The organism is Porphyrobacter sp. AAP82, assembly GCF_000331285.1.
Lineage (GTDB): Bacteria > Pseudomonadota > Alphaproteobacteria > Sphingomonadales > Sphingomonadaceae > Erythrobacter.
This window is the reverse complement of sequence record NZ_ANFX01000030.1, coordinates 44,151-65,593: the sequence shown is the minus strand read 5'-3', so window position 1 is coordinate 65,593 and position 21,443 is coordinate 44,151. Positions and strand designations below refer to the sequence as shown.

Annotated in this window: 22 protein-coding genes; 4 read left to right on the top strand and 18 right to left on the bottom strand. The window is 68.3% G+C overall.

Annotated elements, in window-relative coordinates; translation table 11 throughout:
- Nucleotides 1-259: 259 nt before the first annotated feature.
- The 6 genes from D620_RS0109515 to sdhC all read right to left on the bottom strand — a co-directional run bounded on the left by D620_RS0109515 (nucleotide 260) and on the right by sdhC (nucleotide 6,174).
- Nucleotides 260-1,246 (bottom strand): C13 family peptidase, encoded by a 987-nt coding sequence (locus D620_RS0109515; protein WP_155800096.1) that lies wholly within the window; start codon nucleotides 1,244-1,246, stop codon nucleotides 260-262.
- Between the two features lie 65 nt (nucleotides 1,247-1,311).
- The gene (locus D620_RS0109510; protein WP_017665567.1) at nucleotides 1,312-1,734 is read right to left on the bottom strand and encodes a thiol-disulfide oxidoreductase DCC family protein; all 423 of its coding nucleotides are present in this window, start codon (nucleotides 1,732-1,734) and stop codon (nucleotides 1,312-1,314) included.
- Nucleotides 1,731-2,846: a saccharopine dehydrogenase family protein gene (locus tag D620_RS15100; protein WP_017665566.1), complete on the bottom strand. Its 1,116-nt coding sequence runs from the start codon at nucleotides 2,844-2,846 to the stop codon at nucleotides 1,731-1,733. The genes D620_RS0109510 and D620_RS15100 overlap by 4 nt, the downstream gene beginning before the upstream one ends.
- Before the next feature lie 678 nt (nucleotides 2,847-3,524).
- Nucleotides 3,525-5,393, bottom strand: coding sequence for a succinate dehydrogenase flavoprotein subunit (sdhA, locus tag D620_RS0109500; RefSeq protein ID WP_017665565.1), 1,869 nt, complete (start codon nucleotides 5,391-5,393; stop codon nucleotides 3,525-3,527).
- Entirely contained in the window at nucleotides 5,393-5,779 is a 387-nt protein-coding gene (gene sdhD / locus D620_RS0109495; protein ID WP_017665564.1) for a succinate dehydrogenase, hydrophobic membrane anchor protein, read from the bottom strand. The genes sdhA and sdhD overlap by 1 nt, the downstream gene beginning before the upstream one ends.
- A 14-nt stretch (nucleotides 5,780-5,793) precedes the next feature.
- Nucleotides 5,794-6,174 carry a succinate dehydrogenase, cytochrome b556 subunit gene (gene sdhC / locus D620_RS0109490; RefSeq protein ID WP_026092094.1) on the bottom strand — a complete coding sequence of 127 codons (381 nt, stop codon included), beginning with the start codon at nucleotides 6,172-6,174 and terminating at the stop codon, nucleotides 5,794-5,796.
- 108 nt (nucleotides 6,175-6,282) lie between these two features.
- Between sdhC and D620_RS0109485 the strand changes: the two genes are divergently transcribed.
- From D620_RS0109485 to D620_RS15550, 4 genes are all read left to right on the top strand, one after another.
- On the top strand, nucleotides 6,283-7,017 hold the full coding sequence (locus D620_RS0109485; RefSeq protein ID WP_017665562.1) for an SDR family NAD(P)-dependent oxidoreductase: 735 nt from the start codon (nucleotides 6,283-6,285) through the stop codon (nucleotides 7,015-7,017).
- Between the two features lies 1 nt (nucleotide 7,018).
- Nucleotides 7,019-7,936 (top strand): 50S ribosomal protein L11 methyltransferase, encoded by a 918-nt coding sequence (locus D620_RS0109480; protein ID WP_017665561.1) that lies wholly within the window; start codon nucleotides 7,019-7,021, stop codon nucleotides 7,934-7,936.
- Between the two features lie 82 nt (nucleotides 7,937-8,018).
- Nucleotides 8,019-8,177, top strand: a complete 159-nt coding sequence (locus D620_RS16805) for a hypothetical protein (RefSeq protein WP_233992047.1) — start codon at nucleotides 8,019-8,021, stop codon at nucleotides 8,175-8,177.
- Nucleotides 8,178-8,202: 25 nt separating this feature from the next.
- A complete protein-coding gene (locus tag D620_RS15550; RefSeq protein ID WP_233992045.1) occupies nucleotides 8,203-8,820 on the top strand; it encodes a sterol desaturase family protein in 618 nt (205 codons plus the stop codon).
- Nucleotides 8,821-8,823: 3 nt separating this feature from the next.
- Here the strand turns inward: D620_RS15550 and D620_RS0109470 are convergent, their stop codons facing one another.
- The 12 genes from D620_RS0109470 to recN form a co-directional block, all read right to left on the bottom strand.
- Nucleotides 8,824-9,438: a DUF1989 domain-containing protein gene (locus D620_RS0109470; protein WP_017665559.1), complete on the bottom strand. Its 615-nt coding sequence runs from the start codon at nucleotides 9,436-9,438 to the stop codon at nucleotides 8,824-8,826.
- Nucleotides 9,408-10,142 (bottom strand): guanitoxin biosynthesis heme-dependent pre-guanitoxin N-hydroxylase GntA, encoded by a 735-nt coding sequence (gene gntA, locus D620_RS0109465; protein WP_017665558.1) that lies wholly within the window; start codon nucleotides 10,140-10,142, stop codon nucleotides 9,408-9,410. The genes D620_RS0109470 and gntA overlap by 31 nt, the downstream gene beginning before the upstream one ends.
- A gap of 90 nt (nucleotides 10,143-10,232) precedes the next feature.
- Nucleotides 10,233-11,426: an RNA polymerase sigma factor gene (locus D620_RS0109460; RefSeq protein ID WP_017665557.1), complete on the bottom strand. Its 1,194-nt coding sequence runs from the start codon at nucleotides 11,424-11,426 to the stop codon at nucleotides 10,233-10,235.
- Between the two features lie 26 nt (nucleotides 11,427-11,452).
- Nucleotides 11,453-11,812 (bottom strand): YciI family protein, encoded by a 360-nt coding sequence (locus D620_RS0109455; protein WP_017665556.1) that lies wholly within the window; start codon nucleotides 11,810-11,812, stop codon nucleotides 11,453-11,455.
- 89 nt (nucleotides 11,813-11,901) lie between these two features.
- On the bottom strand, nucleotides 11,902-13,104 hold the full coding sequence (locus D620_RS0109450) for a sterol desaturase family protein (protein ID WP_017665555.1): 1,203 nt from the start codon (nucleotides 13,102-13,104) through the stop codon (nucleotides 11,902-11,904).
- 44 nt (nucleotides 13,105-13,148) lie between these two features.
- A complete protein-coding gene (locus D620_RS0109445; protein WP_017665554.1) occupies nucleotides 13,149-13,652 on the bottom strand; it encodes a CinA family protein in 504 nt (167 codons plus the stop codon).
- Complete coding sequence (locus D620_RS0109440) at nucleotides 13,649-14,845, bottom strand: fumarylacetoacetate hydrolase family protein (protein WP_017665553.1); 1,197 nt, start codon at nucleotides 14,843-14,845, stop codon at nucleotides 13,649-13,651. Before D620_RS0109440 ends, D620_RS0109445 begins: the two co-directional genes overlap by 4 nt.
- A 152-nt stretch (nucleotides 14,846-14,997) precedes the next feature.
- Nucleotides 14,998-15,732 (bottom strand): glycosyltransferase family 2 protein, encoded by a 735-nt coding sequence (locus D620_RS15820; protein ID WP_017665552.1) that lies wholly within the window; start codon nucleotides 15,730-15,732, stop codon nucleotides 14,998-15,000.
- Between the two features lie 76 nt (nucleotides 15,733-15,808).
- The gene (ligA, locus tag D620_RS0109430; protein ID WP_017665551.1) at nucleotides 15,809-17,878 is read right to left on the bottom strand and encodes an NAD-dependent DNA ligase LigA; all 2,070 of its coding nucleotides are present in this window, start codon (nucleotides 17,876-17,878) and stop codon (nucleotides 15,809-15,811) included.
- A 13-nt stretch (nucleotides 17,879-17,891) separates the two neighbouring features.
- Nucleotides 17,892-18,800, bottom strand: a complete 909-nt coding sequence (locus D620_RS15815; RefSeq protein WP_017665550.1) for an alpha/beta hydrolase — start codon at nucleotides 18,798-18,800, stop codon at nucleotides 17,892-17,894.
- Between the two features lie 58 nt (nucleotides 18,801-18,858).
- Nucleotides 18,859-19,746: an alpha/beta hydrolase family protein gene (locus D620_RS15810; RefSeq protein ID WP_017665549.1), complete on the bottom strand. Its 888-nt coding sequence runs from the start codon at nucleotides 19,744-19,746 to the stop codon at nucleotides 18,859-18,861.
- Nucleotides 19,746-21,413 (bottom strand): DNA repair protein RecN, encoded by a 1,668-nt coding sequence (recN, locus tag D620_RS0109415; RefSeq protein WP_017665548.1) that lies wholly within the window; start codon nucleotides 21,411-21,413, stop codon nucleotides 19,746-19,748. Before recN ends, D620_RS15810 begins: the two co-directional genes overlap by 1 nt.
- Between the last annotated feature and the right edge of the window lie 30 nt (nucleotides 21,414-21,443).

Below are 21,443 nucleotides of genomic sequence, written 5' to 3'. Positions count from 1 at the left end.
GCAAGCACGGCCCCGGGTCAAGCCCGCAGGAGACGAAAAGAGGGGGTGTTCCCACTCATGTTGGCCCTGCGGCTCAAGTGGCGGCGGGAAGCATTTTCCTACAGCTTCGCGCTCTGCTAGGCCTGCGCAACTGGCTCTTTGGAACTGTCGAAAGCCCCCTCGCCCGCGCCCTTTCCGGCTCGGAAGGAATTTCCGTCCCAGGACAGTGTCTCATGTGTCTCCTACACGGGCCCGGACGCGGGTGAAAGCGAGCGAGCGCCTACTCGGCAAAGGCCGGGCGGCCGACGGGCCTGCTGCCCTCGCGTGGCATCGCGGCCTCGATCACCGGCAGCCAGGCTCGCGCGTTCATGCCGATGCTGACCTGCGGCAGCGAGGCGAGGAAGCGCGCCTTGGCCTCCCACTCGGCGACCGAGCGGCCCGCCATGCGCGCGGCCTCTTCAAGCCCCACCGGCTGGCGCAGCGCGCGGTTGATCAGCGCGTCGCCGAAGAAGGTCCAGTCGTTCTCGGCCACGCAGCCGAACGAGCTGCGGGTGCTGGCTGCGGCGGTGAGGATCGCGGTGTCGGGTGTCGCGACGACCGGCACGAAGACCCCCGAATAGCACGCCGAAAGGATCAGCACACGGCGCCGGATCCCCGCCTCGGACAGGGCCTCCTTGAGCGTCCTCGGGCTCAGCACCCCGTAGCCGCTGTCGCCCCAGTGATAGGCAAGGCCAAGGTCGTTGCCGTGGCTGGTGGTGTAGAGCACCAGCACGTCCTCGCCGCCGTCCATCAGGCTGCCGATGTGGGCGATGGCAAGGCGCAGCGCGGTGATCGAGCCGTGCGGGGCATCGTCGCGCGCGCCATCGGGCCCGGCGAGCGCCAGCGTGCGCCCCGCGGCGCCGTAGCGGGCGGAGAGCACCCGCGCCGCCTCGCGCGCCTCGCGGGCGAAGACCGGATCGCTGTCGAGCGCGATGGCGAGGACATAGGCGTCAGGCGTGCCGGGACGCTGGGGCTGGAGGGCGGCGAGCGCGGTGTCGAGCCGCCGGCCTTGCACGCGCAGCTCGCCCGCGCCGATGCCGCGCCGCAGCTCGGGCGAGAGCTCGTAGCTTGCGCGCCGCTCGGCCATGGTCTTGCCGCTGCCGAGGTCCGGGAAAGGCGCGGTGTGCGGCGGCGGCTGGTTGGGATCGGGAGGGCGCGGCGCGGAGGACTGCGAAAGCGCGGGGATCGCGGCCAGCAGCGCGGCTGTCCCGGCCCAAAGCTTCCCCATGATCGCGCCCCTGTGCATGCGCCGCCCAAGCTGCCCGCGGCGCGGCGGCCCGTCAAGCGCGGCGGTCAGACCAGCCGCGCGCGCTGGTCGGGGGTGAGCAGCTGCCAGGCCTCGGTCGATGTGCCGAACCAGCGGTAGCGGTTGCGGGCGATCAGGTCGTAGACCCGGTCGCGCAAGGGACGCGGTACGAGGCGGAACACGAGGGTGAGCCGCCACCACCCGCCGAGCACGCGGGCGACCTCGAAATAGCCGTCGGACCTGGTGAAGGCCCGGCCATCGCGGACGAAGACGTAGGTGGCGTTCCAGTCGATCCCGAAGTGGCCACACAGCTGCTGACCAAGGGACCCTTGCGCCGGGGTGAAGGCGATCCTTCCCGACCGGTCGTGCTTCATGATGAAGCTCACCCCGCCCGAACACAGGACGCAGACATGGTCGAAGATGAACAGCGGGCGCCTGTCGCCCCAGTCGGGCAGTTCCGGTTCGATCATACGGAGGTTTCCGTGATGTCGAAATCGGCAAAGGCAGCGCGGAAATCGGCGAGGCTGACAAGGCCGAGGCAGGGCTGCGCGCCGGGATCGAAGCATCGCCCCGCGGCCATGGCCCGCGCGATATGGATGACGGGAATGCAGGGAATGTACGGTCCGTGCCCCGAGCGCGCGACGATGAAGTGGCGGCGGGTGAGCGGCGCGCCGTCATCCCCCTCGCCCGCGATGGTCATGAAGAACCCGCTGGTGCCGGTGCCGAGGACATTGAACAGGCTGGCGATGCGGACAAGCTGCGGCGCAAAGCGGTCGAGCCTCGGGAGCAGGCCCGCCCGCGTCAGCCAGCCCATCAGCGCGGTGCCGAAATGCATCGGCAGGATCGCGTGGCCGGCCCAGAAGGTGTGGTCCGCGAGGCCCGGATAGCGCGCGGCGAAGAGGTCGAGATCGGGCGCATTGGCCCGCCCGAACCACCGCGCACCGATGCCGGGGATGTCGACACGGCGCTGGTCGCCCCAGCCGGTGACTTCGTGCATCCGCCCGCCGATCAGCTGGGTGAAGCGCTGGCCGACGAAGGACAGCACCGCCGCCACCGTCCCCGCGCCCGCGTTGGACTGCTCGGCCCCGCTGATGCCGTAGTCGAGCTCGCGGATGGCGCGCATCTCTTGCAAAGCCGCGTCGGCATAAGCGGCGGTCAGCGCCGGGATCGAACTCGACCCCGCAATCACCGCCACGCCTGCCGCCTTCGCCTGCTCGTCCAGCCGGCCAATCCCGGTGACGAAATCGCGCGCATCGGCAATGTCGCAATAATGCGCCCCGCACGCGATCGCGGCCTCGGCAACGGCGTAGCTCTGGCCGTTGTAGGGCCCGACCATGTTGATGACGAGATTGGGCCGCAGCGCCGCGAGCGCCTCGGGCGGCCCGGCGAGGTCGTAGGCGCCTGCTTCGGCCGGATTGGCCGCATCTAGGGCTGCGGCCGCCGCCTTTGCCTTGGCAGGCGACCGTCCTGCAAGGATCAGCTGGATTGCGGGATCGCCAGCGAGGCTGCGCGCGACATGAGAGCCGAAATTGCCGTAGCCGCCAATGATCGCAGCGCGCAGGGGAATGCCCGCTTCAAACACGCGCTCTATGCACTGCCGCTCGCCACGCAACGAGTTCCAACATCATCTCCAAGGACACAAACCACAACCGTTTGGAAACAATGGCTCAACAACCCTGATCATTTCAGTTCGGCTCAAAGAATTTTGATATCCAAACTAAATGTGTTTGAAATTATCGCCAATAAAACTGCAAACCAAATAAAAACAAAAATTAGAGGAAAATAACGTGACACTATCCGTGCACTACCGTGCACTTTATTATCACCATATGGTCTGATAAATTCGCCCTCCTCGGTCCAATCCGACGCAACACCAAGTTTTGCTTCTAGATTTCGAATAAGAGACGCGGTTTGCTCATGGGCTACCAGTACACCAATCGAAGACATTGCACTTCCAAACATCCCAAAAATGCACAACAATGTACCAACCACCTTTACAAACTGGTCGGAATTCAGCCCCAACCAAGTAAAAGAAAGTTCAACATTATATATGAAAAAGAGGGCTCCAATACACGGCAGCGTTCCACTGCAAACCCCAAGTAAGACGATAATGTATCAGACTCTCTTCGCGATCTATACACCGCAAAAAACTATCGAATACATAGCGCCTTTCAGCAGGATCGACGAGTTTTGCGGCAGTAGTAAGCTTTTCCCTCTCTTTTGAACCAAACCAATACATAATCACCCCCGGTTGCTTGTTTCAATACACCCGCGCCTTGGGCTCGATGTACTTGATATCATCCGTCAGCGTGTATTCGTGCACCGGGCGGTAATCGATGCGGCTGTTCGAGCCGCGCCCGCCCCAGCCGTCGAACCAGGCGATGGTGTGCTTCATCCATTCCTTGTCGTTGCGCTCGGGGTAGTCCTCGTGGGCGTGGGCGCCGCGGCTTTCCTTGCGGTTGGCGGCGCTCGCCATGGTGACGTTGGCCTGCGCCATGAGGTTGTCGAGTTCGAGCGTCTCGATGAGGTCCGAGTTCCAGATCAGCGACTTGTCGGTGACGTGGATGTCCTCCATCCGCTTGTTCTGCTCGGCGAGCTTGGCGACGCCCTCGTCCATCAGCTTCTGGTCGCGGAACACGGCGCAGTGCTTCTGCATCGCCTTCTGCATTTCGGCGCGGATCTGCGCGGTGGGCGAGCCGCCCTGCGCGTAGCGGAAGTGATCGAGCCGGGTCAGGGCGAACTCCGCGCTGTCCGCCGGAAGCTCGGCCTGCTTGGCATTGGGCTTCAGGCTGTCGCGCAGGTGGTGGCCGGTCGCACGGCCGAACACCACGAGGTCGATCAGCGAGTTGGAGCCGAGGCGGTTCGCGCCGTGCACCGACACGCAGGCCGCCTCGCCCACGGCGTAGAGCCCGGGGATGACCTGATCGGGGTTGCCGTCCGGCCCGAGGGTGACGACCTGCCCGTGATAGTTACACGGGATGCCGCCCATGTTGTAATGCACCGTCGGGGTGACCGGCAGCGGCTGGCGGGTGAGGTCGACGCCGGCAAAGATCTTGCCGCTCTCGGTGATCCCCGGCAGGCGCTGGGCGAGCGTTTCGGCGGGGATGTGGTCGAGGTGGAGGTAGATGTGGTCGCCATCCGGCCCCACGCCGCGCCCTTCGCGCATTTCCAATGCCATCGAACGCGACACGACATCGCGCGAGGCGAGGTCCTTGGCGGACGGGGCATAGCGCTCCATGAACCGCTCGCCTTCCGAGTTGGTGAGGTAGCCGCCCTCGCCGCGCGCGCCTTCGGTGATGAGTACGCCCGCGCCGTAGATGCCGGTCGGGTGGAATTGCACGAACTCCATGTCCTGCAAGGGGAGCCCGGCACGCAGCACCATCCCGCCGCCGTCGCCGGTGCAGGTGTGGGCCGATGTGGCGGTGTAGTAGCAGCGCCCGTAGCCGCCCGTCGCCAGCACCACAGACTGGGCGCGGAAGCGGTGGATCTTGCCGTCATCGAGGCACATCGCCATCACGCCGACGCATTGCTTCACCCCGTCGCGCTCATCCATGATGAGATCGAGCGCGAAATATTCGATGAAGAAGTCCGCGTCATACTTGAGGCTCTGCTGGTAGAGCGCGTGGAGCATCGCGTGGCCGGTGCGGTCAGCCGCGGCGCAGGTGCGCTGCACCGGCGGGCCGGCGCCCATGTTCTGCATGTGGCCACCAAAGGGGCGCTGGTAGATCGTCCCGTCCTCGTTGCGGCTGAACGGCACGCCCGCGTGCTCCAGTTCGTAGACCGCTGCGGGTGCTTCGCGCGCGAGATATTCAATCGCGTCCTGATCGCCCAGCCAGTCCGACCCTTTGACGGTGTCGTACATGTGCCAGGTCCAGTGATCGGGCGAATTGTTGCCGAGGCTCGCGGCGATCCCGCCCTGCGCGGCCACGGTGTGCGAGCGCGTCGGGAAAACCTTGGAGATGTTCGCGGTGCGCAGGCCGGCTTCTGCCGCGCCCATGGTGGCGCGCAGGCCCGATCCGCCCGCCCCCACGACGACCACGTCATAGGTGTGGTCGACGATGGTATAGGCGCCCTTCAGATGCGCGCCTCCGACGTCATTCGCGGTGCCCTTTGGTGCTGCGGTGGCCATTACGCCTTACCTCCGAATACGAGTGCGGCGACGCTGAAAATCCCGAAGGCGCCCCCGCCGATGGTTGCAAGATTGAGCGCGGCGATGATCGCGAATTTCGATCCGCCGTCGTGGATGTAGTCCTCGATCAGCACCTGGAGGCCGATCCGCGCGTGCCAGAACAGGCTGGTGACGAGCAGCATCATCGCGGTCGCGTTGATCGGGTGGGTGAGCCACTTGGCGACGCTCGCATAGCCATAGTCGCCCAGCAGCATCAGGCTGACCAGCAGCCAGCTCATCAGCACCAGGTTGCCGATCGCGGTGAAGCGCTGGAGGAGCCAGTGATGCGGGCCTTCATGCGCCGCACCCAGGCCCCGCACGCGGCCGATGGAAGTTCCGTTGCCCATGTGCTTGGTCCCCCTCAGGCCAGCAGGATCACGGCCCAGAAGGCCGCGGTGAGAATGATCGCGATGACCGGCGCCGCGACCGACCAGGTGCGGTTGATGTCGAGCTCGTAGCCCGCGCCGATATCGAGCACGAAGTGGCGCAGGCCGCTCATCATGTGGGTGAAGAACGCCCACGACAGGCCGACCAGCACGAGCAGCCCGAGCGGCGAGCCCATCGCCCCCTGGAACGTCGCATAGGATTCCGGCCCGCTCGCCAGCGAACCCAGCCACCACAGGAGCACACCGAGACCCACCAGCGCCATGCCGTCGCCGGTCGCGCGGTGGAGGATCGATACGAGCATGTGCGGCCCCCAGCGCCAGATCTGCAAGTGGGGCGATAGCGGTCTTTGGTTCATGGTGATCCCGTCTGTCCCTGTTTCCGGTTTTCCCACTTAACGCCGCTGGCGCGCGAGGCAAGCGGCGAGCAGTGGACATGGCTTGCAAAGTTTCGGATAGCGGCTTGCATGGGACACATTCTCGTTACCGGATCAAGCCGCGGAATTGGCAGGGCGGCGCTCGAGGCACTGGCCGCGCGCGGCGCGAAGGTGATCGGCCATGCGTCAGGCGGGGCCTCGCGCGGCGTGGCGGCGGAGGGGGCAGCGCCGATCATCGCTGCCGATTTCGGCGATCCGCTGAGATCGCACGCGCTGTGGGACCAGGCGATGAACCTTGCACACGGCGAGATCGACGTGGTGGTGAACAACGCGGGCCGCTTCGAGGCGAACCGATTGGAGCGCTCGGACATCGAATGGCTCGATGCCTGGGAGGACACGCTGCGCGTCAACCTGACCAGCGCGGCGCAGCTCTCGCGGTTTGCGGTGCTGCACTGGCAGGAACGCGGTTTTGCAGGGAGGCTGGTGCATGTCGCCAGCCGCGCCGCATACCGCGGGGACAGCCCGGCCCATTGGCACTATGCCGCCGCCAAGAGCGGCATGATCGGGATGCACAAGACCATTGCGCGCGCCTATGCCAAGGACGGCATCCTGAGTTTTGCGGTGACCCCGGGCTTCACCGACACATCGATGGCGGGCGATTACCTCGCCTCGCGCGGGGGCCCGGGGCTGCTCGCCGACATCCCGCTGGGCCGCGTCGCCACCCCAGAGGAAATCGCGGCGATCATCGCCTTTTGCGCCCTTGATGCGCCTCCCAGCATGACCGGCGCGGTGATCGACGCCAACGGAGCGAGCTTTGTCCGCTGAAATGGCCGCCGCCGACACCACCTGGAAACTCAGCGCCCATGCCCCCAAGTCCGTCGTGCAGGCGGCGCTGCTCGCGCATGACCTGACCGACGACTGGGACCACGAACTCGTCATCGCCGGCCGCGAGGAGGCCGAGGACCGCCCCGACGACTGGGTGCTCGAAGCCTGGTATCCGAGGAAACCCGGCACGGCCCAAAAGGCCGCGCTCGCCGGCTTGTTCGAAGGGACGGCACCCGACATCACCATCGAGGAACTGCCGCCTGCCGACTGGGTGACCTTGAGCCAGCACAACGCGCCCCCGATCCGCGCCGGGCGCTTCCATGTCCACACCCCTGATTATCCTCCCGATCCCTTGGCTGTAGACTTTGTCATCCCCGCATCCCAAGCCTTCGGCACCGGCCAGCACAAGACCACCGCCGGGTGTCTCGAGATGCTCGGCCACATGAGGGCGAGCGGCGTGGTGGCGTGGAATGTCGCCGATATCGGGACGGGCACCGGGCTGCTCGGCTTCGCCGCCCTCGCCATGTGGCCGCGCATCTTCCTCACCCTCACCGATATCGACCCGGTCTGCACCGGCGTGGTCGAGGAAAACGCAATCCTCAACAATGTCCCGATGGGTGCGGGCGCCGGCGAGGCGGTGATGATCGTTGCCGACGGGATGGACGATCCCTTGCTGCAGTTGCGCGGGCCCTACGACCTGCTCATCGCCAACATCCTCGCCGGGCCCTTGGTCAGCCTCGCCCCCGATTTCGGCAAGGCGGTGCCGTCCGGCGGCAACCTGCTGCTCGCAGGGCTTCTGGCGGGAGAACAGGAAGCGGCGGTCAAGCGGGCGATGCAGCGCGCAGGTTTCCGCATGGCTGCCAGGCTCCAGCGCGGCGACTGGGCGATCCTGTGGCTGCGCAGGCGGCGCGCGCGCTAGCATTGCCTGCCTGCGCGATCAGGTGATGATCATTCGCCGCTTTTGCGTTACGACACCTCCCATGTCCGCCGCCGCGCCTTCCATGATCGACCTCGTTGCCCAGCACATGACGCGGGTGCTCTATTTCGATCTCGGCCGCTATCTCATCGCGGCCGGGGGGGCTGTCGCTGCTGCTCCTCGTGTTTCGCGGGTTTGCCGAGAACCGGAAGATCCAGCGCGGGCGCCAGCCCTCGCGCAGTGACTATGCGCGCGAACTCCTTTCCTCGATGCGCACCGTGGGCGTCTATGCGGTCGTCACCCTCGCGATCCTGGTCGGGCGCGAGACCGGGGTGATCCTGATGAAGGTCCAGCCGGCGAGCGCGTGGACGATCGCCTGGCAGTTCGTGCTGATCGTGCTCGCGCATGACGCGTGGTTCTACTGGGCGCACCGGGCGATGCATCACAAGCGATTGTTCCGCGCCGCGCACCTCCACCACCACAAGTCGCGCACTCCGACGCCGTGGACCGCCTACAGCTTCACCATGACCGAGGCGGTGATCGAGGTGGCCTTCGTGCCGGTGTTCTTGGCGCTCACCAGCATGCTCGGCATCGCCTATGCGGGCTTTGCGATACTGTTCTTCATCTGGCACCAGATGATCCGCAACGTGATGGCGCACGCCGGCAGCGAGCTGTTCCCCGCCGGCTGGGTCGACAATCCGTGGACGGGCTGGATCGCGACCACGACGCACCACGACCTGCACCATTCCTCGGGCCACAATTACGGCTTCTATTTCACCTGGTGGGACCGCTGGATGGGCACCGAACACCCGCGCTACCGCGAGACGTTTCGCGAGGTGACGACGCGGGGCCGCGCGGCCGGACCGGCTGCCGAACCGGCCGGATAGGCCTCACCCCGCCCGCTCCACCGCGAAGTCGATCGGCTTGAAGCTGCCCCCGTTGGAGGCATAAGCCGAACACGCGGTGAGGCCGATCACGAGGTCCATCTCGGCGCGCAGCTTGATGAAGTCACCCGCGCGCGTTTCGGGGGGCAGCACCGCCAGCTTGCCGTCAGGAGCAAGGGTCACGTTCATGAAGATGTTGAAGGCGCAAGGGATCATGTCGGGCGTGACACCGTGGGGGCCGAGCGCCTCGGCGAGATTGCCGAAGCAGCCGCGGTGCACCGGCTTGTCGGGATAGAAATGCCGGAAGGTCGCTGGCGAACACGGCGTCAGCAGGAAATCATGCGCGGGCGCGGTGTCCGCGATGACCGTCAGCATCACCCGCGAACGGTTCGACCACAGGCGCGAGCCCGTCGTCAGGCGCACGGTCTCCTCGTAATCGAAGGTCCGCCCGTTGGAGATGATTTCGCCCGGATCGCTGGCAGCCACCGCGACAAGATCGCTGACCTGCCCGCCTTGCGGGTCGATCACGGTCAGGATGTCGCCCCGGGCGAGCCGCAGCGCGGTGCCGCTGCGCGGAGCGATGCGCCCGGTCACCGGGGCCGCTCCGGCGCGAAGGGGCACACCCAGCCCTCCTCGACCGCGCGACCGCTATATTGCCGCGCCTCGCTTATCGTCCCGTGGCGGGCGAGCATCGGGTTGGGCGCGCCGTTAAAGGCGACGTCGCGGGCGAGGATCACCTCGCGCATCCGCTCGTAGCGGTCCTCTTCGCGCAGCCTTGCGAACTGTTCGTGGAGGTTGAAGACGATTGCCGGGAACGGCAGGCGGCGCGCGCGGCGCGAGGCGTTGGGGTGGAGGCCGACCGCGAAATAGGCCTTGCCGCCGAAGCTCAGCGCGAAATGCGCGTCGGCCGGATCGCTGCTGAAGCCGGGCTCGGGCGCGAAGCCGGCGGCCCGGTCCAATGCGGCAAGGCTGCCGAGCCGCGCCCACAAGGCGGCCTCGAAATCGCGCTCGTCGAGGTCAGGGGGGCCGGCAAAGACCACCGCGAGGCTGCGGAATTCCGGCGCGGCATCGGCGGGCAGCATGCTCCACCGGGCAAGCGCGCGGTGGATGCGCGCATCATCCGCGCCGCGCGTGATGTCGCGCGCGGTCTCGACCTGCAAGCCGTCCTGCGCGAGTGCGGACTTGGCGCCCACGCAGGGGAAGTCTGCCGCCTCGATATGGGCGGCAAGCGCGCCGGCGGGCGATAGGGGAGAGGCGTCCGCGGGAGCGTCGGCGGGGGCGCCGGCCTCCTCGGCGGCGAGGAAGCTGCGGGGTTCGATGTTCATGGCGCCCGGCTAGGGGCGGTTGCCGCCCGGGACCCTAACCCTGTTCAGCAGGCGGCGGCAGGGCGTGGCACGGGCAAGCCGGGCGGCCCGTCAGCCCGCCCCCGTCATGTGGCGGCGCTGTTCGAGCCACAGGCGCTCGGCGCGCGGCGGTCCGAGCGCGAGGGCCGCGTCGAGCGCCGCGGCCGCCTCTGCCGTGCGCCCGGCCTTTGCCAGCAGATCGGCGCGCGCGACATGGTAGGGCCGCGTCAGCGCGAGGCGCCCGGCGGGAAGCGCCTCGATCGCTGCCAGCCCCTCTTGGGGCCCCTCAACCTGCGCCAGTGCCAGCGCGCGGCCGAGCGCAACCATCGCCGAGGGACGAAGCGCCAGCAGCACATCGAAAAGCCGCAGCACCGCGCTCCAATCGACCACGCCGTCGAAGGCACGGCGGGTGTGGGCGAGCTGGATCGCGGCCATCACCTGGCACGGCCCCGAGCGCCCCGCCCGCGCAGCCGCCTCCATCAGCGCCCGCGCCCGCGCGATCCGGGCAAAGTCCCACCGCGCAGTATCCTGCTGCGAAAGCGGCACCATCGCGCCCTCCGCGTCCAGCCGCGCCCCGGCCCGCGCGCGGGCCAGCAGCACCAGCGCGGCGAGCCCTGCCGCCTCGGGCTCGTCATGGAGAAGTTCGGCGACCAGCAGCGCAAGCCGCTCGACCTCGGCGCCCAGATCCTCGCCGACATCGGCGGCAAGCTCGCCGGCGGCATCGGCATAGGCAGCGGTGAAGGCGAGCTCCAGCGCCAGCAGCACCGCGCCCAGCCGCTCGGGCCAGGCCCCGCGCGCAGGCAGCCCGAAGGCGATCCCCGCTTCGCGCACCTTGGCCTTGGCACGGGTGATGCGCTGGAGCATGGCGGGCTCGCTGACGAGGAACAGCTGCGCGATCCGGTCGGTCGGCAGCCCGCAGATCACCTTCAGCGCAAGCGCCGCGCGCACCTCGGCCGCCAGCGCCGGGTGGCAGCAGATGAACAGCAGCCTCAGGCGTTCGTCGGGGATGGGTTCGGGCAGCGCGATGATATCGGCCATGTCGGTCACTTGGGCGAATGCCTCGGCGTGGCGCCCTGCGGCGGCGGCCTTGCGGATCCCGTCGAGCGCGCGGCGTCTGGCGGCGACGAACAGCCATGCGGGCACATCGCGCGGCGGTTCGGGCAGCGCGAGGCAGCGCGCCTCGCTTTCCGAAAAGGCATCCTCTGCCGCATCGAGATCGCGCAAGGCGGCGGCAAGCGCGGCCACCACCCGGGGCCGCGCCGCCATGATCGCCTCGGCCAGCGCCGCCGCGCTCAGCCTTGCGGCCCCATCGGCCAGACCGGGCGCACCTCGACCCCGCCCCTGGGCACGGGAATGCGCCTTGCCCATTCGAGCGCCTCGTCGAGGCCCGGCACGTCGATGATGTAGAAGCCGCCCAGTTCCTCGTGGGTCTCGGCAAAGGGGCCGTCATGCAGGGTCACCGTGCCGTTGTCGGAACGCACCGTGGTGGCAGTGGCGGCGGGCTTCAGCCGCTCGCCCGAAAAGGGGATGCCGGCCGCGACCAGATCCTCGGCAAGCTTCATGTGGCCCGCCAGCGTCGCTTCCATCAGCGCGGCGCCCCCGGGGCCGGCATAGGCGCTTTCATCCTCGTTGATCATCAGCATGAATTGCATGTCACGTCTCCGTCATCGGACCTGCCGGCATGGCAAGGCTCTGACATGGAGACGCGCCTGCCAAGCGGGATTCGACGCCTGCGCGAAAATTATTCCGCGGGCTCGGCCCCGCTTTCCTCGTCGGTCTTCTTGCCGGTGCGGGTCCATGGGTAGAGGAACTGCCCGCCATAGCCCTTCGGCACATCCTCGGGGATGCCGTAGTCCCTGGGCCAGCGGTCCGGCGGCAGGTGGAAGGTGCCGAACAGCTTGTCGATCCACGGGAAGTGGATCGCGAAATTGACGTCGAAGGCCTCGCGCTCCAATCCGTGGTGCCAGTGGTGGAAGCGCGGCGTCGCGATCCAGTGGCCGAGCCGGTTGAAATTGCCCCCCACGTTCGCGTGGAGCAGCGAGGACCAGACATAGATGAAGCCGAGATAGGCCTGCATCACCGCGGGCGAAAAGCCGAGCGTGAACAGCGGCAGCGAGGTTACCGCGCGCAGGAGCACGATCTCGGCAACGTGCATCCGCGATCCCGCCAGCCAGTCCATCGCCGTGGTGCTATGGTGCACCGCATGGAAGCCCCACAGGAACGGGACCTGGTGGAACAGGCGGTGATACCAGTATTGCAGCAGGTCCGAGACGACGAGGATGATCGCGAACTGCACCGCCCACGGCAGGCTCGCCACACCGGCGCGCAAGACGTCCCAGCTGCCCGTATTCGCATTGATGATCTGCGCGGGCGCGAGGCTGAGGAAGGCGAGGATCTGCACGAACATCGAGCTGACGAGGAAGTAGAACAGGTCCTCGCGCCATTCGCTGCGGAACAGACGCTGCTCGCGGCGGTGGGGCACGAAGCGTTCGAGCGGCGCGAACATGAAGCCGGTGGCGAGCAGGTTGACGATGAAGAAGTCGATCCCGAAGAACATCCCCCAGCCCGGTGCCGCGTCGGGCTCGACCGAAGCCCCGCCAAGCAGCGCCGCGCCAAGCCCGATCATCAGCGCGGTAAAGCCCAGCACCTTCCTCGGTCGCAGCAGCAGGCTGAGCAGCGCCAGCGCATAGCTCGCCAGCAGCATCGCGTGGAGCGCCGTGCGAAAACCCGCCCAGTCGCGCACCACCTGCAATTCGGGGGTGGTGAAGAGCGCCGGGAACTTCAGGGCGGCCACCATGACAAAGCCGCTCACAGCGAAAAGCAGCGCGAAGAAGCCCGCAAACCACCCCGATCCGAACCGCCGCACTTCGACCGGCGATTCCAGATCGCGCATCAGCTTGGTGAAGTATCCCGCCATGATCCCGCAGCGCCTCTTGCTTGCCATGCCCCGACTGTAGGGGGAAAAGCCTTGCCAGACAGTGACCTTGCCTAGCCCTCGCCCCCCAGCACCTCGTCGAGCAGCGCCAGCGCGTTGCGGGTGAAGGCGGCCATGTTGGCGATGCGATCATCCGAGGCGGTTTCGATAAGGCGCGTGTGCTCGCCCGCCGGGCCCGCCAGCGCGGCGACGCTGCGGCCGGCGGGCGCACCGCCGGGATGCGAGGAACCGCCGACCGAGCCGCTCTCGGCCAGCCCCCATTCCGCGCCGAAATTGTCGCGGATCGCGCGGGCCTGGAGCAGCGCATACTCCTCGCTCGCCCCGCGCATCCCCTTGTAGGCCTCGCGCGGGAGAGCAAACAGCACGTCGCGCGCGCGGAAGGAATAGACCACCCCGCCACCCACGAAAAAGTCGAGCGCGCCGGGCACGGTCAGCAGGCTCGCCGCGATCAGGCCTCCGGTCGCGCCGTCGGCGACGGCGACCTTCTCGCCGCGCGCGCGCAGCAGCGCGGCGATGCGCGAGGCTTGAGGGCGGAGTTCGGTGAGCAGATCGCTCAAGGCGCAGTCACCTCGACCACGATGTCTCCGAGCCGATCCGACCCGTGGCTCACCCGGTCACCCGGCTTGAGGAAATGTCCGCTCGCCAGCTCGTTGGCGACGAACACGCTTTTGACGGTCTCAACCAGGCCTTCCCCCGATGCCGGCCCGCCCGCCCGGCCATAGGCCAGCAGCCCCTCGATCAGGTCGGCGCGGGTGGGCGGCGTGAAGATCACGCCCTCGCTCGTGCCCGACATCACCGTCATGTCCGCCGTGATCCGCCCCTCAGGTGCAAGCCGGTGGAAAGCGCCGCGATAAAGAAACCGTGCGCGGCTCATGTCGCCCAGCGCCTTTTCCACCAGCGCGCGGAAATCCAGCTCCATCTCGCGCCCGCGCGCATCCTGCCGCATGTCGCCATTGACCGCCGTGGTCATCCGCACTCCGGCCACAAACCGCTTCCAGTCGCGCGGCACCACGAGGAAAGGACCGGACGGGAACTGCCCGGGGCCGCTCTTGCTGTCGGAAAAGCCGTAGCCCGAATCGAGATTGTCCGGATCGGCAAGCGCCACCAGCGCATTGCGATTGGTGAAATCGCCGCACAGGAACACGCCCTTCATGGCCGCGTCGAAATCAGCGAGGCTGGCGATGTCGCGGTCGAAGCGCATGCACAATTCGACTTCGTAATCGAGCAGGATGCGAGGCTGCGCCGCGATCCGCGTGCGTGCGGGGGTGGCAGACCCGAACTTGGGAAACTGGAACACCGCCCCGCTGCGCGATTCGGCGGCGTGTTCGGGAAAATTCGTGCCGGTGCCGATATGGACGAGGCCCGGGGGCGCCGAGGGAAGCAGCGCATCATAGGTGAGGCTGAGGCGCGGGCTCGCCGGCAGGGGATCGGCAGCATCCGGCAGGCGCGGGAGCGAGGCGAGATCGCGCAGCGGATCGCCAGTCGTCGTCGCCCCCAGCACCGCGAGCGGGATGCCGGTGACCGAGGCCCGATCAAATCCCGTGACCAGCAGCGTCGCCGCCTTTCCGTCATCCCCGCGATAGGCCGCAAGCGTGACTGCCTCGCCAAGCGGGGCCAGCTGCGGGACGAGCGCTGCCGCCTCGAAGGAGGCGGGATTGCCCCTGGGATCGGGCGAGGTCGCCCAGGCCATTGCCAGCCCCGCCACCGCAACCAGCACCAGCGCCGCGAGCACCTTGGCGAGCCTCAGCATGTCCGTTCCCCCACTGCCCTGCCTCTCACCCTGATCTTGCCGCATTGGCGTAGACGGTGCCAGTGCGTCCCGCCTGCCCGGTCTGTCCTACCATGAGACTGCCCGGGCGGCGAACCGTTCCTCGCCCCGCCCTGCCCCTGCCCCTGCCCCCGTCACGCCAGCCCGATCCGCGCGCCGACGCGGTGATCGAGCGCGCGGCGTTCATCGGGCGAGATGCCGGCGAGCCACGCGGCAATCGCGGCCATATCGAGCGAGCGGGCCCCGGCGGGCACCGCGCCGCCGCTGGCCGCGTAATGCACCGCCCAGTGGCTGACATAGGTGACGCTCGGGCGGATGGTGCGGGCCATGCGGCAGCCGGCGGCGACAAGCGCGGCATGGAACACGCGGTCACCGATGGGCGCAAGCGGCGCCGGGATCAGCGCCCAGCGCGCGATCACCGGAAAGGCGCCGGGCAGCAGGAACAGGCAGTTGGTGTCGACCAGCCCGGGCTCGTCCCCGATCGCGACGGGGGTTCCGCCGGGCAGCTCGAACCGGCGCTGCGCGACGACGAAATCGGGGCCCTGCGCCTCGCGCGCAGCCGCAAGGCACAGCGCGGCATGATCGGGATCGATGCGGTTGTCGGCATCGAGAAAGCCGATCGCGTCATAGCCCTCGCCCGCCGCGAGCAGCGCGCCCATCGCGCGCGCGACATTGCCATGGTCGGCGTGGTTGCGGTCAAGCCGCAAGTGGCGCACGGCCTCGCCATCGAGCCGGTCCTGCGCCGCGCCATCGGCAACAAGCAGGTGATCGCAGGCGATGGATTGCGCGGCGACACTGGCGATGCAGCGCGCAATCACCTCGTGCGGTTCGGTCCAGTATGGCGTGACAATGGCGATGCGTTCGGACAAACCCGCCCCCCTGCCAAGACGCTGCGGTGATGCCACAGGCAAGCGGGCAAGTCAGCCGCTTTGTCGCAGGCCGCGCCTAACCCAGTGCCTCGGCGACGATCGCTGCCCAGCCCGCCTCGTCGGTCACCTCGATCCCGAGTTCGGCGGCCTTCTTGAGCTTGGAGCCCGCGCCGGGCCCGGCGACAAGCAGGTCGGTCTTGGCGCTGACGCTGCCCGCCGCCTTTGCGCCCAAGCGTTCGGCCTGCGCCTTGGCCTCGTCGCGGCTCATCGTCTCGAGCTTGCCGGTGAAGACCACGGTCTTGCCCGCCACCCGGGAGGCGACGGTCTTGACCTCGTAGCGCGGCGGGGTGACTTCACCGAGCAGGTCCTCCCATACGGCGACATTGTGCGGCTCGTGGAAGAAATCGCCCAATGCCTCGACAACGCTCGGCCCGATGCCGTCGATGGCGGTGAGTTCGCCCGCCGCTTCGGCATCGCCGGCATGGGCGCGCTCGGCTAGCTCACGCAGCGCGGGCAGCGCGTGGACATGCTTCATCAGATCGCGCGCGGTCACCTCGCCGACATGGCGGATGCCGAGCGCGAACAGCAGCCGCGCGGCATCGGGCGCGCGCTTGGTCTCGATGGCTGCCAACAGGTTGTCCACAGACTTGTCCTGCCAGCCTTCGAGGCTCAGGACCTCGGCTCGGCGGCGGCGCAGGCGGTAGATGTCGGCGGGGCTTTCGAGCCAGCCCAATGCGAAGAACTGCGCGATGGTCTTCTCGCCCAGCCCCTCGATATCCAAGGCCTTGCGGCTGACGAAATGTTCAAGGCGCTGGGTGCGCTGGGCCGGGCAGATAAGCCCGGCGGTGCAGCGGACATCGACCTCGCCGTCCTCGGCGACGGCTTCGGAGCGGCATTGCGGGCAGTGGTCGGGGAACAGGAACGGCGCGCGCGGTTCCTCTCTGGTCAGGTTCTCGACCACCTGCGGAATGACGTCGCCCGCGCGCTGGATCACCACCCGGTCGCCGACGCGCAGGCCAAGCCGGGCGATCTCGTCGCGGTTGTGGAGCGTCACGTTGGTGACCGTCACCCCGCCGACCAGCACCGGCGCGAGGCGACCCACGGGGGTGAGCTTGCCGGTGCGGCCGACCTGGATGTCGATGGCCTCGACGATGGTCTCGGCGCGCTCGGCCGGGAATTTGTGCGCCAGCGCCCAGCGCGGGGCCTTGGCGACGAAGCCGAGGCGCTCTTGCCAATCGAGCCGGTCGAGCTTGTAGACGACGCCGTCGATGTCATAGGCAAGGCCCGGGCGGCCTGCGCCGATGGCATCGAAATGCGCGACCAGTTCCTCTGCCCCGCCCTCAATCCGGGTGAAGAGCGGCGAGACCGGAAAGCCCCACTCCCTGAGCTTCGCTACCACCTCGCTCTGCGTTTCGCCCGGGACCGCCGAGGCCGCGCCCCAGCCATGCGCCCAGAACCGCAAGGGGCGCCTGGCGGTGACGCCCGCGTCCTTCTGGCGGAGGCTCCCGGCAGCGGCATTGCGGGGGTTGGCGAAGAGCTTTCCGCCCGCTTCATGCTGCGCAGCATTGAGTGCAGCAAAAGCCTTTTTTTCCATATAGACCTCACCGCGCACCTCGAACACTTGCGGAACGCCTGCGGGGAGCTCTTGCGGAATATCGGGAATGTGCGCGACGTTGGCCGTCACGTCCTCGCCCACCTGCCCGTCACCGCGCGTTGCGGCGCGCACCAGCTTGCCGTTCTCGTAGCGCAGCGAACAGGACAGGCCGTCGATCTTGTCCTCGGCGGTGCAGGCCAGAGGAGCATCGTCGGCAAGGTTGAGAAAGCGCCGCATCCGCGCCAGCCATTCGGCCACCTCTTCTGGAGAGAAAGCATTGTCGAGGCTCATCATCCGCACTTCATGCGTGACCTTGCCCAAAGGCGAGACGGCAACCGCGTGGCCGACCTTGCGGCTTGGCGAATCCGCGCGGACGAGATGCGGGAAGGCGGCTTCCAGATCGCCATTGCGCCGCACCAACGCGTCATACTCGGCGTCGGTGATCTCGGGGCTGTCCTCGGCGTGGTAGAGCCGGTCGTGATGCGCGATCGCCTTCGCCAGCCGCATCAATTCGTTGGCGGCCTCCGCCTCGGTCATGCCTTCAGTGCTCATGCGCGCAGCTTTTTCACCGCGCCTTCGCAATGTCCAGCAGCGCGGGCCCGATGGCGGCAAAATCCGCCGTGCCGGGCACGAGCAGGTTGAAATGCTGCTGCTGGTCGACCCGGATCACCTCGACCGCAATTCCCTGTCCGCGCAGCGCGGCGAGCGTCGCCGGATCGGGATCGGGCAGCGCGCCATCGACCACCAGCATGCGGCGCGCGAGGGGCGGATTGGTGACCGGATCGAGCATCGCATAGCGCCCCGGCAGCTCGGCCGGAGTGCCGCCGACCAGCGGCGCGATCACCGGCTCGCCGCAGATCGCCGCGTCCACCCCGACAAAGGGCCCGAGCGCCAGCGGCCCGTCGAGCGCCACCACCCCGCGCACCTGTGGCAGATCGCCTGCGACAATCGCATCGCCCTTGTCGCCGCTCGCCAGCCACACCGCCGGCGTGACCCCCGCCGAGTGGCCCACGAGCGTAATGCGATCAAGATCGAGCGGATAGCCGCGCGCGAGGGTCTTCACATAGGCAAGGCCCTGCGCCCAGTCGGCGAAGGTGTCGGGCCAGCCCCCGTCCGAGCCGAGCTCGCGGTAGGAGGGCGACCAGGTGGCGATGCCGTTCTTCGCCAGGAAACCCGCCAGCGCCGCAAGGTTCTGCGTGCCCCCCATCCCCGCCCAGCACCCGCCATGATAGAGCACCGCGAGGGGGAACGGGCCCTTTCCGGCAGGGATCCGCAGCTCGCCATATTGCCGCGCCGATGCGCTGCCATAGGCGATGCGCGCGGTGGGCGGATCCGACGGCACGGTGTTGACCGACACGGGATTGTAATTGGCGGTGTCGTTGTCGGTGACCGCGACGCTGACGGCTGGCGGCGCCTCCGGCGCACAAGCGGAAAGCATGGCGGCCAGCGAAGTCGCGGCAAACAGGTGCTTCATGGTCGTCTCCCCCGGTGTGTATCGGCAGATTAGCGCGCCGGCAGGCCGGAGCAATCGGTCACTTGATGACCGCCAGCATCGCCGCCTCGTTGGCTTCGTAGACCGGGTTGCCGGGGGTGATGATGGCGAAATGGCTCGCCCCTGCATTCTCGCGCACCGTGACGCGCGCGCCGCCGTGCGCCAGGGCGGCCTGCGTCGCGGCAGAAGGCGCGGGGAGCTTCGCCTGCACAAACAGCAGTTGGGCAAGCTGCGGCTCTGCGGCGGACGGAGAGATCGCGGCAAGGCGCCGGGGTGCCTCGTCGCCGATGAAAGGCGCGACCGCCGAGAACTGGCACAGCGCGTCGAAGGCCGGCTGCTCGGCCCCGACATCGCCGGGACCGTCGAGCACGATGGCGGCGCGGGCTTCGAGCGCAGTGCGCTTGCCGACCGGCCTGTCCGCCCCCTGCGCGCTCGCCAGCCACTGTGCCGGCAAGGCCCCCGCCGAATGGCCCACCAGCGTGACGCGGGCGCGGTCGATGGGGTATTTCGCCGCGACCTCATCGATCAGCTTGGCAGAGGCAGCCCAGTCCGCGAAGGACCCCGGCCAGCCGCCCCCGTCCCCGACCTCGCGATAGTCGACATTGAGCGTCGCGATGCCGAGCTGCTGCCAGCGGGTCGCCAGCGGGGCCATGTAGGCCTGCGAGGCGATGCCGGTCTTCCAGCACCCGCCATGATAGATCACCGCCAGCGGGAACGGGCCGTCCCCCTCAGGAAGCCTGAGTTCGGCAAACCCGCGCGGATGATCGGCATAGCGCAGGATCGCGTCAGGTTTCGACGCCGCAAGGTTGGCATCGGTGCCATAGGTCGCGTTGTTCGGCTGCACGGCGGCAGGGGCCTCCTCGGGGGCTGTGGCGGGGGAGCAGGCGGCGAGGAGGAGGGGGAGGAGGAGCGCAACAGTGGGGCGCATCACACCCCCTCCAAGAGCCGGTCCGCCTGCGCCCGCGCCTCGGGCGTCACCTCGGCACCGGAGAGCATTCGCGCGATTTCCTCCTGCCGGCCGGCGTGGTCGAGCAGCACCACGGACGTCTTGGTCACCGTGCCCGAAGAGGCCTTGGCGATCAGGTAGTGCTGCGAGCCCCGCGCCGCGACCTGCGGCGAGTGCGTCACCGCCAGCAACTGCCCCTCCTGCGAAGCGAGCCGCGCCAGACGTTCACCGATCGCGCTTGCCACCGCGCCCCCGACCCCGCGGTCGATTTCGTCAAAAATGATCGTCGCCGCCCCGCCCTTTTCGGCGAGCGCAACCTTCAGCGCGAGGATGAAGCGCGACAATTCGCCGCCCGAGGCGATCTTGTTCAGGGGCGCAAAATCCGCGCCGGGGTTGGTCGAGATGAGAAACTCGACCGCATCCATGCCGCTCGCCGCCCAGCGTTCCTCGGGCAGGGCCGTTACACTGGTGCGGAAGCGCGCAGCATCGAGTTTCAGCGGCGCCAGCTCCGCCGCCACCGCCGCGTCGAGCCTTTCGGCCCCCGCGACCCGCGCGGCATGAGCCTTGCCCGCGGCCCCGACATAGGCAAGGCGCGCCTCCTTGGCGGCGGCCTCCAAGGCATCGAGCTGCGCCTCCCCGCCCTCGATCGCGTCCAATCGCGCGCGCATGGTGCGCGCGAGGTCTGGCAGGTCATCGACCTCGCAGCGGTGCTTGCGGGCCGCGGCGCGCAGCTCGAACAGTCGGGTCTCGGCGCGTTCCAGCGCCAGCGGATCATGGACCAGCGCTTCGGCCGCGAGGCGCAGCTTGTCTTCGGCCTCGCTCGCCTCGATCACCGCGCGGTCGAGCGCAGCGAGCGCCTCGGCCAAGAGCGGATGCTGCTCGGCGATCCGGTCCAAGCGCCGCGCCGCCACGCGCAGCGCCGCGAGCGGCGAATCCGAACCCTCCCACAGATGGCGCAGGTCCGAAAGGTCGCCCGACAGTTTCTCGCCCTTCTGCATGTCCGCCCGCGCGCCCGCGAGCCGCGCTTCCTCGCCCGCGACCGGCTCCAGCGCCGACAGTTCGGCAAGGTGGGCGATGAGCAGGTCATGATCGGCCCTGGCCTGTTCGACCGCCCCTTGGGCCTCGGACAATTGCGCCTCGGCCCGCGCCCACTCGGCATAGGCGCGTTCGAGCCCGGCGACATCGGTCCCGGCATAGCGATCAAGCAGCACGCGGTGCCCGCGCGGGTTCACAAGGCCGCGGTCGTCGTGCTGGCCGTGGAGCTCGACCAGCGCGGGCGCGAGTTCGCGCAGCAGCGCGACGCTCGCCGGCTGGTCGTTGATGAAGGCCTTGGACCCGCCATCGGCACGCACCTGGCGGCGGATCATCAAGGGCTCGCCCGGTTCGAGCGCGATCTCGGCATCATCGAGCGCGGCGGCGATGGCGCGGGGCAGAACGGCGAATTCGAAGCTGGCGGTGACGCTCGCACGGTCTTCGCCGGCGCGCACCAGCCCGGTCTCGGCCCGGTCCCCCAGTACCAGGCCCAAGGCATCGAGCAGGATCGACTTGCCCGCCCCCGTCTCGCCCGTCAGCACGCCCAGCCCGCGCGCGAAATCGAGATCGAGCGCTTCGATGAGGACGACATTGCGGATCGAGAGACGGGTCAGCATGATCGCCCCGGGGGATAGCGCAGCGCGGCG

Excerpts from the sequence above, each read along its gene's own strand:
- D620_RS0109515 (WP_155800096.1), bottom strand. The coding sequence starts at position 1,246 with ATGGGGAAGCTTTGGGCCGGGACAGCCGCGCTGCTGGCCGCGATCCCC.
- D620_RS0109510 (WP_017665567.1), bottom strand. The coding sequence starts at position 1,734 with ATGATCGAACCGGAACTGCCCGACTGGGGCGACAGGCGCCCGCTGTTC.
- sdhA (WP_017665565.1), bottom strand. The coding sequence starts at position 5,393 with ATGGCCACCGCAGCACCAAAGGGCACCGCGAATGACGTCGGAGGCGCG.
- sdhD (WP_017665564.1), bottom strand. The coding sequence starts at position 5,779 with ATGGGCAACGGAACTTCCATCGGCCGCGTGCGGGGCCTGGGTGCGGCG.
- sdhC (WP_026092094.1), bottom strand. The coding sequence starts at position 6,174 with ATGAACCAAAGACCGCTATCGCCCCACTTGCAGATCTGGCGCTGGGGG.
- D620_RS0109485 (WP_017665562.1), top strand. The coding sequence starts at position 6,283 with ATGGGACACATTCTCGTTACCGGATCAAGCCGCGGAATTGGCAGGGCG.
- D620_RS0109480 (WP_017665561.1), top strand. The coding sequence starts at position 7,019 with ATGGCCGCCGCCGACACCACCTGGAAACTCAGCGCCCATGCCCCCAAG.
- D620_RS16805 (WP_233992047.1), top strand. The coding sequence starts at position 8,019 with ATGATCGACCTCGTTGCCCAGCACATGACGCGGGTGCTCTATTTCGAT.
- D620_RS15550 (WP_233992045.1), top strand. The coding sequence starts at position 8,203 with ATGCGCACCGTGGGCGTCTATGCGGTCGTCACCCTCGCGATCCTGGTC.
- gntA (WP_017665558.1), bottom strand. The coding sequence starts at position 10,142 with ATGAACATCGAACCCCGCAGCTTCCTCGCCGCCGAGGAGGCCGGCGCC.
- D620_RS0109460 (WP_017665557.1), bottom strand. The coding sequence starts at position 11,426 with ATGGCGGCGCGGCCCCGGGTGGTGGCCGCGCTTGCCGCCGCCTTGCGC.
- D620_RS0109455 (WP_017665556.1), bottom strand. The coding sequence starts at position 11,812 with ATGCAATTCATGCTGATGATCAACGAGGATGAAAGCGCCTATGCCGGC.
- D620_RS0109450 (WP_017665555.1), bottom strand. The coding sequence starts at position 13,104 with ATGGCAAGCAAGAGGCGCTGCGGGATCATGGCGGGATACTTCACCAAG.
- D620_RS0109440 (WP_017665553.1), bottom strand. The coding sequence starts at position 14,845 with ATGCTGAGGCTCGCCAAGGTGCTCGCGGCGCTGGTGCTGGTTGCGGTG.
- ligA (WP_017665551.1), bottom strand. The coding sequence starts at position 17,878 with ATGAGCACTGAAGGCATGACCGAGGCGGAGGCCGCCAACGAATTGATG.
- D620_RS15815 (WP_017665550.1), bottom strand. The coding sequence starts at position 18,800 with ATGAAGCACCTGTTTGCCGCGACTTCGCTGGCCGCCATGCTTTCCGCT.
- D620_RS15810 (WP_017665549.1), bottom strand. The coding sequence starts at position 19,746 with ATGCGCCCCACTGTTGCGCTCCTCCTCCCCCTCCTCCTCGCCGCCTGC.
- recN (WP_017665548.1), bottom strand. The coding sequence starts at position 21,413 with ATGCTGACCCGTCTCTCGATCCGCAATGTCGTCCTCATCGAAGCGCTC.